Annotated in this window: 10 protein-coding genes; 7 read left to right on the forward strand and 3 right to left on the reverse strand. The window is 70.0% G+C overall.

Annotation, left to right across the window (positions count from 1 at the left end):
- Positions 1–570: 570 nt before the first annotated feature.
- The 4 genes from AB0M88_RS50180 (at position 571) to AB0M88_RS50195 (ending at position 7,874) form a co-directional block, all read left to right on the forward strand.
- Positions 571–1,023, forward strand: a complete 453-nt coding sequence (locus AB0M88_RS50180) for a MarR family transcriptional regulator (RefSeq protein WP_364114883.1) — start codon at positions 571–573, stop codon at positions 1,021–1,023.
- An 84-nt stretch (positions 1,024–1,107) separates the two neighbouring features.
- Entirely contained in the window at positions 1,108–5,526 is a 4,419-nt protein-coding gene (locus AB0M88_RS50185; protein ID WP_364114885.1) for a glycoside hydrolase family 3 C-terminal domain-containing protein, read from the forward strand.
- A gap of 669 nt (positions 5,527–6,195) precedes the next feature.
- Positions 6,196–7,281 carry an S-(hydroxymethyl)mycothiol dehydrogenase gene (locus AB0M88_RS50190; RefSeq protein ID WP_364114887.1) on the forward strand — a complete coding sequence of 362 codons (1,086 nt, stop codon included), beginning with the start codon at positions 6,196–6,198 and terminating at the stop codon, positions 7,279–7,281.
- Entirely contained in the window at positions 7,281–7,874 is a 594-nt protein-coding gene (locus tag AB0M88_RS50195) for an MBL fold metallo-hydrolase (protein WP_364114889.1), read from the forward strand. Before AB0M88_RS50190 ends, AB0M88_RS50195 begins: the two co-directional genes overlap by 1 nt.
- On the opposite strand, the gene AB0M88_RS50200 is transcribed toward AB0M88_RS50195, so the two are convergent.
- Together AB0M88_RS50200 and AB0M88_RS50205 are read right to left on the reverse strand one after the other, a co-directional pair.
- Positions 7,859–9,223, reverse strand: a complete 1,365-nt coding sequence (locus tag AB0M88_RS50200) for a trehalase family glycosidase (RefSeq protein ID WP_364114891.1) — start codon at positions 9,221–9,223, stop codon at positions 7,859–7,861. The genes AB0M88_RS50195 and AB0M88_RS50200 overlap by 16 nt on opposite strands.
- A 144-nt stretch (positions 9,224–9,367) precedes the next feature.
- The gene (locus AB0M88_RS50205) at positions 9,368–10,435 is read right to left on the reverse strand and encodes a DNA polymerase ligase N-terminal domain-containing protein (protein ID WP_364114893.1); all 1,068 of its coding nucleotides are present in this window, start codon (positions 10,433–10,435) and stop codon (positions 9,368–9,370) included.
- Between the two features lie 40 nt (positions 10,436–10,475).
- On the opposite strand from AB0M88_RS50205, the gene AB0M88_RS50210 reads away from it, so the two are divergent.
- Positions 10,476–11,162, forward strand: a complete 687-nt coding sequence (locus AB0M88_RS50210; RefSeq protein WP_364114895.1) for an AraC family transcriptional regulator — start codon at positions 10,476–10,478, stop codon at positions 11,160–11,162.
- Here AB0M88_RS50210 and AB0M88_RS50215 read toward each other — a convergent pair.
- The gene (locus AB0M88_RS50215) at positions 11,132–11,518 is read right to left on the reverse strand and encodes a VOC family protein (RefSeq protein WP_364114897.1); all 387 of its coding nucleotides are present in this window, start codon (positions 11,516–11,518) and stop codon (positions 11,132–11,134) included. The two genes, AB0M88_RS50210 and AB0M88_RS50215, sit on opposite strands and share 31 nt — an antisense overlap.
- Positions 11,519–11,656: 138 nt before the next feature.
- Here AB0M88_RS50215 and AB0M88_RS50220 point away from each other — a divergent pair, with 138 nt between their 5' ends.
- Together AB0M88_RS50220 and AB0M88_RS50225 are read left to right on the forward strand one after the other, a co-directional pair.
- Positions 11,657–12,763, forward strand: coding sequence for an FAD-dependent monooxygenase (locus tag AB0M88_RS50220; RefSeq protein ID WP_364114899.1), 1,107 nt, complete (start codon positions 11,657–11,659; stop codon positions 12,761–12,763).
- A gap of 123 nt (positions 12,764–12,886) precedes the next feature.
- Positions 12,887–13,800 (forward strand): cbb3-type cytochrome c oxidase subunit I (locus AB0M88_RS50225; protein WP_364114901.1); only part of this gene is annotated, 914 nt, incomplete at its 3' end.

Raw genomic sequence — 13,800 nt, forward strand, 5'->3', positions numbered from 1 at the left:
AACTCGACAGGGTGAGGAGCAGGCATGACACGACATCCTTCCTGGAAGCCGTCATCCACCTCACCTCAGGTGTCCGGAAAACTGGGGGAAGCTCACAGCTCGTGTGACTTCTGGGCCTTCGACTTGTGTGACTTCGGGCCCTCAGCTCGTGTGACTTCTGGGCCTTCGACTTGTGTGACTTCGGGCCTTTGGCTGGTGTCCGCCCAGCTGTTGCCCTCGCCTTTGACTTTGTGATCGCCCCGCTTGTGTCATCGCAGCTGATTTTCTGACGCCCGCGGGGTGTGCGGGCGGCAGAAAATCATCTCCGATGACACAAGCCCCAAAGGGGCGATCATTCGCGGAGCGAAGCGAAGCCAGCAATAGAGCGAAGCCAGCAATAGAGAGCACGGCGCCGGGCCGGCCGAGGCCCCCCAGCCGTCCGGTCCGACGCCGAACCGGCCGAAGCGTACCGCCAGCAGGCTCTTCCGTCGATCGACGGACCCCTCTGCATCTTGTGCCTTGGCCAGAGGATGGCCTTTTCGTGGCCACCCGGGCGGGCGGGGGTACCGCCATCGCCACTAACCTTCCTTCATGGACGAGGCCCGGTGGTTGAGCGACGAACAGCAGCAGATGTGGCGCCGCTTCGTCGAGGTCCTGATCCGGGTGCCGGCGGCGCTGGAGACCCAGTTGCAGCGCGACGCGGGCCTGACCCACATGGGTTACGTCGTGCTCCTGACCTTGTCCGAGAGGCCGGATCGGCGGATGCCGATGAGCCATCTGGCCCGCAGTGTCAGTTCGTCGCTCTCCCGGCTCTCGCACGTGGTGGCGCGGCTCGAGGGGCAGGGCTGGGTGCGGCGGGAGCGTAATCCGGAGGATGGCCGGGTGCAGATCGCGGTGCTGACCGAGGAGGGGTTCGCGAAGGTGGTCGAGACCGCTCCCGGGCACGTCGAGGCGGTTCAGCAGCTGATTTTCGACCGGTTGACGCCGGCTCAGGTGCGGCAGTTGGCCAAGGCGGCCGAGGCGATTCTCGACGGACCGCTCTGAAATTTCTCGACCACACCGTGAAATAACCCGGCAACGCATCTACAGTCATGAATGCTGTGACTGTCCGCGTCCCCGGAGGCACATGTGGTTACCAAGTTCCTGGCCGTACTCCTCACCGCAGCCCCACTGACCGTGCCGGTGCAGGCTGCGCCCGTAAAGGCCGCGCCACCACCGGTCTACCTCGACACCCACTACTCGTTCGAGGAGCGGGCGGCCGACCTGGTCTCCCGGATGACGCTGCCCGAGAAGGTCCTCCAGCTGCACACCAACAACGCGCCGGCCATCCCGCGGCTGGGCGTGCAGCAGTACACCTACTGGAACGAGGGTCAGCACGGCATCAACACGCTCGGCGCGAACACCGACCACGGGGACGTCTCCGGCGGGGTGCACGCGACCAGCTTCCCGACCAACTTCGCCGCCACGATGTCGTGGGACCCGGCGCTGATCCAGCGGGAGACCACGGCGATCTCGGACGAGGTCCGCGGGGAACTCGACAAGTCGCTGTGGGGGGTCGGGCAGAACAACCTCGGGCCCTCGCGCGACGACTACGGCTCGCTGACCTACTGGGCGCCGACGGTCAACCTCGACCGTGACCCGCGGTGGGGGCGCACCGACGAGGCGTTCGGGGAGGACCCCTATCTGGTCGGGCGGATGGCCGGGGCGTTCGTCGAGGGCTACCAGGGGCAGGACCCGCGCTATCTCAAGGTGGCGGCGACGGCCAAGCACTTCGCGCTCAACAACGTCGAGGACACCCGCAACCGCACGTCGTCCGACACCACCGACGCGAACATGCGCGACTACTACCTCAAGCAGTTCCAGAGCCTGATCGAGGACTCGCACGTCTCCGGGCTGATGACGTCCTACAACGCGATCAACGGGACGCCGTCGCCGGCCGACACGTACACCGCCGACGCGATCGCCCGCCGTTCTTACGGGCTCGACGGCTACATCACCTCGGACTGCGGGGCGGTCAGCGACATCTGGAACCCGGGCAGCCACAACTGGGCGCCGCCGGGCTGGACGACCGCCACGGTCGGCGGGAGGACGGTCTGGACGCAGACGGCCACCGGCCGGCAGGTGCCGGGTGCGGCCGGGGGACAGGCGTACGCGCTGCGCGCCGGAACCGACGTCAACTGCTCCGGTGACGACGCGACACTGAGCAACGTCCAGGCCGCCATCAAGGCCGGCGTGCTCAGTGAGGGAATCGTCGACCAGGCCCTCGTGCACCTGTTCACCGTTCGCATGCGGACCGGCGAGTTCGATCCGGCGTCCAAGGTGCCCTACACCAGGATCACGAAGGATCAGATCGAGAGCCCGGCTCACCAGGCGCTGGCCCGGACCGTGGCCGACAACTCGCTGGTCCTGCTGAAGAACGACGGCGCGCTGCTTCCGGCCGACCCGGCCGCGACCCGGTCCGTGGTCGTCGTCGGCGACCTGGCCGACACGGTGACGCTCGGCGGTTACTCCGGCGACCCCAGCCATCGGGTCAGCCCGCTGCAGGGCATCACCGATGCGCTCCCGGGAGCGAAAATCACCTTCGACGCGTGCGGCACGTCCACCGTGGCGACCGCGGCCGCCGCGTGCTCGGCCGCCACCCAGGACGCGATCAAGACGGCCGACCTGGTCGTCGTGTTCATCGGCACCGACGACCGGACCGCGGGCGAGGGCAACGACCGCAACAACCTGGAGATCCCCGGGAACTACCGCTCGCTGATCGACCAGGTGCACGCGCTGGGCAACCCTCGGACGGCGCTGGCCATGCAGACCGACGGGCCGATCGCCATCGCGGACGTGCAGGCCGATTTCCCGGCGGTCGTGTTCAGCTCGTACAACGGCCAGGAGCAGGGCAATGCGCTGGCCGACGTGCTTTTCGGCAAGCAGAACCCGAGCGGCCGTCTCGATTTCACCTGGTACAAGGACGACTCGCAGCTGCCGGCGATCGACAACTACGGCCTCAGTCCGGCCGAGACCGGCGGACTCGGGCGCACCTATCAGTACTTCACCGGCGCGCCGACCTATCCCTTCGGCTATGGACTCAGTTACACGTCGTTCCGGTATTCATCGGTGGTCGCGCCTCGCTTGACCACCGCCAACGGAACCGTGAACGTTTGCGTCTCGGTGACCAACACCGGCAAGACCGCAGGGGCGACAGTGGCCCAGGTCTATGTCGCCTCGCCCTCCGTCCCCGGGCGGCAGCTGCCGGCCAAGCGGCTGGCCGGATTCGCCAAAACCGCGGTGCTGCGGCCCGGGCAGACCCAGCGGCTCACCGTGCCGGTCAAGGTCAGCGACCTGTCGTTCTGGGACGCCACCCACAATCGGGACGTCGTCTACAACGGCACCTATCAATTCCAGGTCGGATCCGACTCGGCGCACATCGCCGCGCGCTCTTCCGTACGGGTAATCGGAACCCTCGCCCCGAGGGTGACCGATGTGACGGTCCAGCCCGGTCAGGTCGTCTACGCACCTGGTGACCGGCTCGACCTGACCGGGGTCAACCCGTGGATCGGCGACGACACCGCGCAGGCCTCGTCGCATCAGGCCGCCGACCACGTGGTCGAGGCGGCCCTCTCGGATCACTCCTTCCTCGATCTCAAGAAGGCCCACGTCACCTACCGCAGCAGCGACACCCGGGTGGCCACGGTCAGTGCCGCCGGAACCGTCACCGCGCGCAGCAACGGCACCGCCACGATCAGCGCCACCGTCAACGGCGTGACCGGCAGCGCCCCGATCGTGGTCCGCTCGCCGTTCACCGTGTCGGCGCCGTCGCTCGTCCAGCCCGGCGCCACCTTCACCGTGACCACCTCACTGCCCAACCCGGCGGGAGCCGCGACACTGCACGACGTCGCGTTCTCGCTGCCCGCACCCGCCGGCTGGACCGTGGTGGCGGCCTCGCCGGCGTCGTTCCCGACCGTCCGGCCGGGACAGAACGCCTCCACCACCTGGACCGTCACGGTGCCGGCCGACGCGGCGCCGGCCGAGACCGACCTGGCCGGATCGGTGACGTTCACCGACGACACCGGGACGCACACGGTGAGCGGGAGCAGCCGGGTCTCGCTGCCCTACCCCTCGCTCGCGGCCGCCTACAACAACGTCGGGATCAGCGACGACAGCGACCCGGCGGCGGGCAGCCTGGACGGCGGGGCACTGAGCTACTCGGCCCAGGCGCTCGCGGCGGCCGGGCTCACCCCCGGTGCGCCGGTCACCCACGACGGCACCACGTTCACCTGGCCCTCCGTCGCCCCGGGGAAGCCGGACAACGTCGTCGCGAGCGGGCAGACGGTGGCGATCTCGGGGACCGGGCCGACGCTCGGCATCATCGGCACCGCCAACAACGGCACCGCCTCCGGCACCGGCACGATCACGTACGCCGACGGCAGTACCCAGCCGTTCGACCTCAGCTTCAGCGACTGGTGGGCCAACTCGGCCGCCCAGGGCAGTGACGTGCTGGTCTCCACGCCGTACATCAACAGCACCGGCGGCCGGAACGACCAGCGGGTCAGCATGTACTACGCGGCGATCCCGCTCGACCAGACCAAGGCGGTCAAGTTCGTCACGCTGCCCGACGTCAGCCGCGGCCCGGTCAGCGGCCTGGCCATGCACATCTTCGCGCTGGCCGTCAACCGGCCGCTGACCCTGACCGCGCCCACGTTGGCCGCTCCGGGCGACACGCTCACGGTGACCACCTCGCTGCCGAACGGGGCCGGCTCGCCGGCACTGTCCGACGTGGCGGTCACGTTGCGGGCGCCTTCCGGATGGACGGTCTCGGCGACGATGCCGCCGACCTTCCCCACCCTGCCCGGCGGCACCCCGGCGACCACGACGTGGAAGGTCTCGGTGCCCGCTGACGCCTCTCCGGGTGGTTACGCGCTGACCGCCGCCGCAGTCTTCACCGACGCCGGCGTCACCTCCCGGAGCACCGCATCGGGACCGGTTTCCTTGCCGCACCCGTCCCTGGCCGCCGCCCTCGACAACACCGGGATCAGCGACGACAGCGGCCAGACGGCGGCCAGCATCGACGGCGGCGGCTACAGCCTGTCCGCCCAGGCGCTGGCGGCGGCCGGGCTGACCCCGGGCGGGGCCTTCACCCACGACGGGATCGGCTTCGTCTGGCCGTCGGCCCATCCCGACAACATCGTCGCCAACGGTCAGACCGTGCCGCTGACCGGCTCCGGGTCCCGGCTCGGCATCGTCGGCACCAGCACGTACGGCGACGTGGCCGGCACCGCGGTGATCACCTACACCGACGGGACCACCCAGAAGTTCACGCTCGACCTCAACGACTGGTGGAACAACGCCCCGACCGCCGGCGGCGACATCCTGGCGACGCTGCTCCAGGTCAACACGGCCAACGGCAGCATCGTCCAGAACGCGAGCCTCTATGCGGTGACCGTCCCGCTGACCGCGGGCAAGACCGTTCGCTACCTGACCCTGCCGGCGATCTCGGACGGCGCCCATTCCGGCCAGCCGGCGATGCACGTCTTCGCGGCGGCCGTCGGTGGATAACGAGCGGAAATTGTCGTAGGTGGCTGCTTGACTGGCCCCCACCCAGTGCCGGGGTGGGGGCCGGCGGCGGCCCGTCCGGCGGCGGGCCGTCCGGCGGCGGCCCGTCCGGCGGGACAAGCCGATCGGGCCGGGCCACGGACGCTGGCTGCGCCAGGCGAACATGAGCGCGGGCGAGCCGGCCGACTACGTCTGCTACGGCTCGCGGAAGACCAGGCTGCTCGACCTCGCGCGGATCGCCGGCAGCCGCTGGGCGGTCGAGGAAGGGTTTCCAACCGGCCAAGAAGGTGGCCGGTCCGGACCGGTACGAGCACTGAGCCGTCTTCACGGTGACGGTGCTGGTCGCGGTCGGGCTCAACCCAGTGTCGACATAGGACGAGGCTCCCGGTAAGGCAGTGCGAACATGATGACCTTCGCCGACCGGGCCTATCAAAGGTGCTTACGGCAACATCGGACGCCCACTGCCACCGGCCTGCGCCGCGCTACCACGATCGGGCACGCCATCCTCCGTGCCACACCACATCGAGAACCCGACCTACGGAGGATGAAAAAGGCTCACCAGAACACGCGCGTGATACACGGATCCACAGCCCTCCGGGTTGCGCTTTGCTCATGGTGCCGGCCCCAATACGCTGGGCGCCGAGGTCAAAGACGACGAAGGGGCTGCAGCAGATGAGTCAGCGGGTGCAGGGGGTCATCTCGAGGGCCAAGGGGGCGCCGGTCGAGGTGGTGACGGTGGTCGTGCCCGACCCGGGTCCCGGCGAGGCGGTCGTGAAGGTTCAGACGTGCGGGGTGTGCCACACCGACCTGCACTACCGCGAGGGCGGCATCAACGACGACTTCCCGTTCCTGCTCGGGCACGAGGCGGCCGGTGTCGTCGAGTCGATCGGGGCCGGAGTGACCGACGTCAAGCCGGGTGACTTCGTGGTGCTCAACTGGCGGGCGGTCTGCGGCGACTGCCGGGCCTGCCGCAAGGGCAAGCCGTGGTATTGCTTCAACACCTTCAACGCCTCCCAGCGGATGACCCTGGAGGACGGCACCGAGCTGTCCCCGGCTCTCGGCATCGGCGCCTTTGTCGAAAAGACGCTGGTCCACGCCGGGCAGTGCACCAAGGTCGACCCGAAGGCGCGGCCGGCCGCGGTCGGGCTGCTCGGCTGCGGCGTGATGGCCGGCATCGGCGCGGCGATCAACACCGGCGGCGTGACCCGGGGCGACTCGGTGGCCGTGATCGGGTGTGGTGGGGTCGGCGATGGTGCGGTCGCCGGTGCGAAGATCGCCGGCGCGACCACGATCATCGCGATCGACACCGACGACCAGAAGCTCGAGTGGGCGCGGGGGTTCGGCGCGACCCACACGGTCAACGCGCGGGGCGTCGACGTGGTGGCCAAGGTGCAGGAGCTGACCGGCGGGTTCGGCGCCGACGTCGTGATCGAGGCGGTCGGCCGTCCCGAGACCTACGAGCAGGCCTTCTACGCCCGTGACCTGGCCGGCACCGTGGTGCTGGTCGGCGTGCCGACCCCCGAGATGAAGATCGAGCTGCCGCTGCTCGACGTCTTCGGCCGGGGTGGCGCGCTCAAGTCCAGTTGGTATGGCGACTGCCTGCCGAGCCGCGACTTCCCGATGCTGACCGAGCTCTATCTGCAGGGCCGGCTCGACCTCGACGCGTTCGTGACCGAGGAGATCCGGCTCGACCAGGTCGAGCAGGCGTTCGAGAAGATGCGCACCGGTGGGGTGCTGCGTTCGGTGGTCGTTTTCTGATGAGGGTCGATCACACTGTCATCGCCGGCACGTTCTCGCTCGACGGCCAGACCTTCGACGTCGACAACAACCTGTGGGTGATCGGCGATGACGTCTCCTGCGTGGTTGTCGACGCTCCTCACCGCGTACCGGAGATTTTGAAGGTGGTGGACGGCCGCAAGGTCACCGCCGTGCTGTTGACGCACGCCCATGATGATCATGTGAGGGTGGCGCCGGAGGTCGCCGCGGCGACCGGCGCCCCGATGTTCCTGCATCCGGCCGAGGAGCCGCTGTGGCGGCTGGTCCACCCCGATGTGCCGATGCCGCGGCCGCTCGCCGACGGGCAGGAGATCGCCGGCCTGACCGTGATCCACACGCCGGGGCACAGTCCCGGCGCGGTGTGCTTCTCCCTGCCGGACGAGAAGACGGTCTTCACCGGCGACACCCTTTTCCAGGGCGGCCCGGGCGCGACCGGCCGGTCGTACAGCGACCGGCCGACCATCGAGCGCTCGATCCGGGAGAAGCTGTTCACGCTGCCGCCCGAGACCGTGGTCCACACCGGCCACGGTCCCGACACCACGATCGGCGCGGAAAAGGATCAGCTGCGGGCGTAGGCCGGCACCGACCGGTCGGCCAGCAGGTCGAGTGAGAGGGCCGCGGTCCAGCCGAACGCCGGCGCGCCGAGGCCCTCCCCGGTCTTCGGGTCGAAGTATTCGAAGTGGCCGTTGCCGTGCACCAGCCGCAGCATCGATCGGCGCAGGTCCTCGGCGTCGTCGCGGTAGCCGTGTACCAGCATGCCCCGGCGCAGCAACCAGTTCATGTTGATCCAGATCGGGCCGCGCCAGTAGCGCTGGGTGTCGAAGTCGGGCGCCGTGCGGTCATAGCTTGGCACGGGCAGCAGGGTCTGCTCGGGCAGGCCGAAGCGGGCCGAGCGGGCCTCGGCCATGATCGCCTCGGTCTGGTCGGGCGGCAGGTCGGGCAGCATGAGCGGCATCAGCCCGCTCACACACTGGGCCGGGCTGAGCCGGCCGGTGCGCACGTCGCGGGCGTGGAAGGTGCGGGTCTGCGGGTCCCACAGCCGGGAGGCGATCGCCATGGTGATGCGCTGGGCCCGGTCGCGGTGCCGGCGGGCCTGGTCGCCGAGGCCGAGCACGCCGGCGATCTGGGCCAGCGACAGCTCGGCGGCGCCGAGGATCGAGTTGAACGACGGGCACTCGACCACGAAGCCGTGCCGCTGGGCGAGGTCGTGGTCGGAATAGTTGCCGTCGCGATAGTTGAGGACCAGCCCGATGTAGCGCGCGTAGTCGGTGTCGGTCGGCCGCTGGGCGGCGTCGGCCACCGCGAGGTCCCGCCGGCGGTACGTCTCGAGCAGCGACCGGTCGGCCGGCACGTTGGCCAGGGGCGGATCCCAGGAGGGGCTGTTGTCGAGCCCGGCCTCCCACGGGTGCACGATCGCGGCCAGGCCGGCGCCGCCCGCGTCGCGCCGGCCGAGCAGGTATTCCTGCTGGGCGACCAGGCGGGGATAGAGCCACTCCAGCTCGGTGTGGGCCTGCAGCGCGCACGCCGCACCGTGCCCCGACGCGTGGCGGTAGACCTCCCAGGCCGCGATCGCGTGCATCGGCGGCTGGACGATGCCGGTGCTGCCGCGGGCCGGCCGGCGGCCGTAGGCGGGCACGTTCCAGACGGCGGGCCCGGGAAAGTAGTCACCCTCGGCGGTCGCCGGGTCGAAGACGATGTGCGGCACGCGGCCGTCCGGCCACTGCGCCTCGAAGAGACTTCGCAGGTCGCGCCACGCGCGCGAGGGGTTGACATAGCCCAGCCCGATCGCGATGAACGCGGCGTCCCAGCTCCACTGGTGGGGATACAGCTTGCGGGAGGGGACCATGTGGTCGCCGGCCCAGTTGTCCTCGAGGACCCGGGCGGCGGAATTCCACAGTTCGGCCGACATCTCGGTCGCGGTCACGTGACTGCCCTTCCCGCCGCGGTCGCTGGTGAATCCTCTTCATCGTCAAGACAACGGCTCCGCTGAAGAGAACGTGCCGGTTGCAGCGGGATTTTTCAACGCCACTCGCCTCGCTGCATCATCCCTCCGGGCAGGTCTTGGCCGCTAGATGTTGATCTCTAGCCAGAGCCGGGTGCGGCGACCCGGGAGATAGGGCGAGTCGAGCCGCTTGGCGACCACGCCGGGCAGGCCCTGCTCGCGGGCGGCCTGGAGGGCATAGCGCCCGCCGCCGGGGAAAAAGGGCGGGGTCTGCCAGTGATCACCGGTCACCGCGAGGCCCTCCAGCAGTTCCCGGCGTTCGGCATAGCGCACGGCTTCCAGCGTCGCATGACCCTCCAGCCACAGCAGGTCGTATGACAAAAACTGGACAGGGTTCTGCTCGGCCGCGCGCCGGGCCGCGGCGGCGTCCTTCGGCGCCTGACGGCGCTCCAGCCGGGCGGGCGCGGGGTGCGGGCCGTCGAACGTCACGATCTCGCCGTCGAGGACGGCCTCGATCGGCGCCAGCGCCGGCCCCAGGGGCCGGATCTCCGGGAACCACGAGGTCAGATCGGCGCCGTCGGCTCCGGTGAGCCGCACCCTTCCCCCCGAGACGTACGCGGTGACGCGCCGGCCGCCCCACGCCATCTCATATCCCCACTCGGCGTCGTCGGCCGGCAGTGACCGGGCCCGGGTCGCCAGCATCGGGGCAACCTGCTCGGGCATCGGCTCCCAGCCCGGCTCGGGCGGGTCCATCCGGCGCACCATCCAGTCGGCGCCCTCGGTCTGGAAGAAGATGTAGCGCCCGTTCGTGCGCTCGCCGTGGAAGGTCACGCCGATCTCGTCGTCGCGCCACTTGTCGGCGTCGTACGTGCCCTGGTCGAAGATCGTCATGCGGCCGCCGCCGTACTCGCCGGCCGGGATCTCGCCGTGGAACGTCAGGTATTCCAGAGGGTGGTCCTCGGTGTGTTTGGCCAGGTGGTTGCGTTCCCGGTCGCGGGGCAGCCCGCGCGGCACGGCGAACGAGACGAGCACGCCGTCGCGCTCCAGGCGTACGTCCCAGTGCAGGCTGCGGGCGTGGTGCTGCTGGATGACGAACCGTCCGCGCCCGGTTTCGGCCGGATGTTGCCCGGGGATGGGCTCGGGGGTGCGCGAGGCCGTGCGTTTGCGGCGGTAGTCGTCGAGCCGGTCGGTCATCCATCCAATTCTGTCGTACCCCCGTGGCAGGGTGGCAGGCATGTACCGCGAACGAGCGTCGATGCTGCCGCACGTGATCGCGTGGCGTTCCGAGGTCGAGCCGGGCGACGCGCCGACCCGCGTCCTGCCCGACGGCTGCCTCGACATCATCTGGGCGTCCGGGCGCGTCTTCGTGGCCGGCCCCGACACGACGGCCCAGGCCCCGGGGCGGGCGCCGGTGGGTACCCGGCTCTTCGCGCTTCGGTTCGGCTCCGGCACCGGTCCGGGGGTGCTCGGGCTGCCCGCGTCCGAACTGACCGATCGTCAGGTGCCCCTCGACCAGTTGTGGCCGGCCCCCGACGCGCGGAGATTGGCCGAGTCGGCCGAGCCGCTCGCCGCGCTCGAAGCGGTTGCCGCGGCGCGCTGGCGGGAGCCCGACCGGGCGATGGTGGCCCTGGCCGAGGCGGTCCGGGCCGGGGTGACGGTCGGCGCCTTCGCCGAGCGGGCCGGGCTGAGTGCCCGGCACCTCCAGCGCCGGAGCAATGCCGCGTTCGGTTACGGGCCCAAGACCCTGCACCGGATTCTCCGACTACAGAGGGCGGTGGCCCTGGCTCGCGGCGGCGCACCGTTCGCCCGGGTCGCCGCCGACGCGGGCTATGCCGACCAGGCCCACCTCTCCCGTGAGGTGCGTGCGCTGGTCGGCGTCCCGCTGAGCTCTTATTTGGCCCACGCGAACAACTCGACCTGATAGCCGTCGGGGTCCCGCAAGATGGCGTAGCGCTGGCCCCACGGCGCGTCCCAGGGTGATTTGACGTTGTGAGATCCGGCACGCACCAGTTCGTCGTGCACGCGATCGACCTCGGACGCGTCCTCACAGAGGAAGGCGAAGCTCGGTCCGCCGGTCGACGGTGTCCAGTCCGGATCGAAGCCGCGCAGCGAGGCGTGGGTGTCCCACATGAGACGGATGCCACCGGGCAGCACCGCCTCGGCGTGCGGCTCGTGATCGGCCTCGGCCGCGATGTCCAGGCCGAGCCGGCGATAAAACGCGAGGGAGGTTGCCATGTCGGCCGCGGCGAGACCGATGCCGTTGAGTGTCGTAGCCATGTCGGCGACGCTAATCCCGGACGAGCCGGGCGTCTTGAAGGAATCGGACGGGCCGATGATCGCGGGTTTCTTCGATCGGTGGCTCGGGGTAGTGTCTTGGCTCCGAGGCGTGTCCGACGGGTGGGAGGCGGTGCCGCGATGACGTTGCGCATCCTCGTGGTGGGCGCCGGCATCGCAGGACTGGCCACGGCTCGCGCCCTGCGTCTGGCCGGGTTCCGGCCCGAGGTGGTCGAGGAGCTCCCGGCCACCATGTCACCCAAGGCCGGCATCTATCTTCCCGGCAACGCCTCCCGCGCCCTGCGCCAGCTCGGCCTCGACGCGCCGCTGCGCCCGCTCGGCGACCTCATCTTCCGGCAGGTCTTCCTCGACTCCCGCGGCCGCTCGCTGTTCGAGATGGACGTGGCCGCCCTCTGGGCCGGCGTCGGCGAGTCCCGCGCCCTGTCCCGGGCCGACCTTCAGCAGGTGCTGCTCACCGGGGTCGGCGGCGAGGTCCGCTACGACACCGCGGTCAAGGCGCTGGAGGTCTTCGACCGCACCGCCAAGGTCGAGTTCGGCGACGGCAGCGTCTCGGAATACGACCTGGTCATCGGCGCCGACGGGCGCCGTTCGACGATCCGGGTCCAGTCCGGGCTGGGCGGCCCGGCCGTCCCGACCGGCCAGATCGTCTACCGGGCGGTGGTCGGCGGCGGGCCGCCGCTCAGCGATTGGACGTCACTGCTCGGCCGCCGGGCCTCGTTCGCCGCGATGCCGATGGGCGGCCGCAAGATCTACTGCTACGCCGACGAGACCGCGCCCGACTCGCCCGACCCCGAAGACCCGGTCGCCCACCTGCGCGAGCTGTTCGCCGGATTCGGCGGCCCGGTGCCGGCGATCCTCGCCGCGGTCGAGAAGGTGCAGGTCGCCCGCACCGACGAGGTGGTCATCGACGCCTGGTCGCGCGGGCCGGTGCTGCTGGTCGGCGACGCCGCCCACGCCACCGCGCCGACGCTGGCCCAGGGCGCCGCGATGTCCTTCGAGGACGCGGTCGTGCTGGGCGAGGAGGTGCGGGCCCATCCCGACGCCGTGCCCGACGCGCTCCGGGCATATGAAGAGCGCCGCCGGCCCCGCTGTTCCGAGGTGCGCGACCGCACCCGGGAGCGCGACCGCACCCGCGACGTGCCGCCCGCGCTGCGCGACCCCATGCTGCGCAGACGTGGCCTGCGTATCTTCACGGAACAGTACGGAGCTCTCGTGCCGCCCCTCTGACGGCGATCACCTCTTTGGTCACCCCGCGCCCGGCGGGGGTGGGTGGGGGACTATTCTGCCTGCGAGGTACGCCTTTCCCTACGGACGTACTGAGTGGGACAAACGAGACAACGGAGGCTATTCGTGACGACCGTTGCGCCTAAGCCGATCGTGACCCGGCCATACCCGGTCCGACGGCAGGTCAAGGGTTCGGCGATCGCCCGGATCTTGCGCACGACGGACGCGAAGCAGATCGGGATCATGTATATGATCACGGCCTTCGTGTTCTTCATGCTGGGCGGCCTGATGGCGCTGCTGATGCGTGCGGAGCTGGCCCGCCCGGGCATGCAGTTCCTGTCGCCCGAGCAGTACAACCAGCTGTTCACGATGCACGGCACGATCATGTTGCTGTTCTTCGCGACGCCGATCGTGTTCGCCTTCGCGAACTTCGTGGTGCCGATCCAGATCGGCGCGCCCGACGTGTCGTTCCCCCGGCTCAACTCGTTCGCCTACTGGCTCTACCTGTTCGGTGGCACGATCGCGGTCGGCGGGTTCCTGACCCCGGGCGGCGCGGCCGACTTCGGCTGGTTCGCCTACACGCCGTTGAGCGACTCGCTGCACTCGCCGGGCATCGGCGGCAACATGTGGGTGGTCGGCCTGGCCCTGTCCGGCCTCGGCACCATCCTCGGTGGTGTCAACATGATCACCACGATCCTGACCCTGCGCGCGCCCGGCATGACGATGTTCCGCATGCCGATCATGACGTGGAACATCCTGGTCACCAGCCTGCTGGTGGTCATGGTCTTCCCGTTCCTGGCCGCCGCGTTGTTCGCGCTCGCCGCCGACCGCATCCTGGGTGCCCACGTGTTCGACGTGAGCACCGGTGGGCCGATGTTGTGGCAGCATCTGTTCTGGTTCTTCGGCCATCCCGAGGTCTACATCGTCGCCCTACCGTTCTTCGGCATCATCACCGAGGTCATTCCGGTGTTCAGCCGTAAGCCGGTGTTCGGCTACAAGGGTCTGGTCGCCGCGACCCTGCTGATCGCCGCCCTGTCGAT

The sequence above is a fragment of the Actinoplanes sp. NPDC051411 genome (genome assembly GCF_040682075.1).
Lineage (GTDB): Bacteria > Actinomycetota > Actinomycetes > Mycobacteriales > Micromonosporaceae > Actinoplanes.